At 63.7% G+C, this 1,402-nt stretch carries 2 protein-coding genes; both read right to left on the reverse strand.

Annotated features, from left to right (window positions below; translation table 11 throughout):
* Positions 1-472: ABC transporter ATP-binding protein (locus EN939_RS34165; RefSeq protein ID WP_206528426.1), on the reverse strand; the 472-nt coding region annotated here is incomplete at its 3' end.
* Positions 469-1,402, reverse strand: a 934-nt coding sequence (locus tag EN939_RS34170) for a lipoprotein-releasing ABC transporter permease subunit (RefSeq protein WP_127271821.1), incomplete at its 5' end; no start/stop codon positions are given. The genes EN939_RS34170 and EN939_RS34165, both read right to left, overlap by 4 nt.

Consider the following 1,402-nt stretch of genomic DNA (forward strand, 5'->3'; position numbering starts at 1 on the left):
CGATGGCGACGCGCTGCTGTTCGCCGCCGGAGAGTTCGGACGGCCGGTGCGACGCGCGCTTGCCGATCTGCATGTAATCGAGCAGCTGCGCCGCGCGCTCGGCCGCGTCCTTGCGGCTGAGCCCCTTGATGAGCTGCGGCATCATGATGTTTTCCAGCGCCGAGAATTCCGGCAGCAGATGATGGAACTGGTAGACGAAGCCGACATCGTTGCGGCGGATCGCCGTGCGCTCGTCATCGGAGAGCCGCCCGCAGGCACGGCCGGCCAGGATGACGTCGCCGGCGTCGGGACGCTCCAGCAAGCCGGCAGTGTGCAGCAGGGTCGACTTGCCGGTGCCCGACGGCGCCACCAGCGCCACCATCTCGCCGCGCTTCAGCGAGAAATCGGCACCGTTCAGGATGGTGAGCTTGCGCGGCCCCTGGACATAGTGCCGCTCGACGCTCTTCAGCTCGATAATGACCTCGGCCACTATTCGTACCTCAAGGCTTCGACCGGATCGAGGCGCGCGGCGCGCCATGCCGGAAACACGGTTGCCAGGAAGGACAGGCCGAGCGCCATCAGGACGACATAGGTCGTCTCGCGCGGATCCATCTTCGCCGGCAACTGGCTGAGGAAATAGAGCTCCGGATTGAACAGCACCTTGCCGGTCATCCATGAGAAGAACTGGCGGATGGACTCGATGTTGGTGCAGATCAGCACGCCGAGCAGCACACCGGCAAGCGTGCCGGTCACGCCGATCGCCGCACCCGTCATCAGGAAGATACGCAGGATGGCGCCGCGCGACGCCCCCATGGTGCGCAGGATGGCGATGTCGTGGCCCTTGTCCTTCACCAGCATGATCAGGCCGGAGATGATGTTCAGCGCCGCCACCAGCACGATCAGCGTCAGGATCATGAACATGACGTTGCGCTCGACCTGCAGGGCGGAGAAGAAGGTCTCGTTGCGCTGGCGCCAGTCGACCATGTCGATCGGCCGCTGCGCCGCCTCCTCCACCTTCGGTTTCAGCGCATCGACATCGTCTGGATTGTCGACATAGATCTCGATCGTCTGCGCCCGCCCGTCCATGTTGAAATAGAGCTGCGCTTCGGAAAACGGCATGTAGACGATGGAGGTGTCATATTCGGACATGCCGACTTCGAAGATCGCCGCGATCTTGTAACCCTTCATGCGCGGCGTGGTGCCGATCGGCGTCACGTCGCCGTCGGGCGAAATCAAGGTGATGGTATCGCCAAGCGTCAGGCCGAGATTCTCCGCCATGCGCTTGCCGATGGCAACGCCGTCGCCAGAGTCGAAATCGGCGATCGAGCCCTGCTTGATGTTGCTGGCAACGATGGCGATCTTGCTCAGATCCTCGCCGCGTATGCCGCGCACCAGCGCTCCGGTTCCGCCGCCGACATTGCCT

It is taken from the genome of Mesorhizobium sp. M7A.F.Ca.CA.002.05.1.1 (assembly GCF_003998335.1).
Classification (GTDB): Bacteria; Pseudomonadota; Alphaproteobacteria; order Rhizobiales; family Rhizobiaceae; genus Mesorhizobium.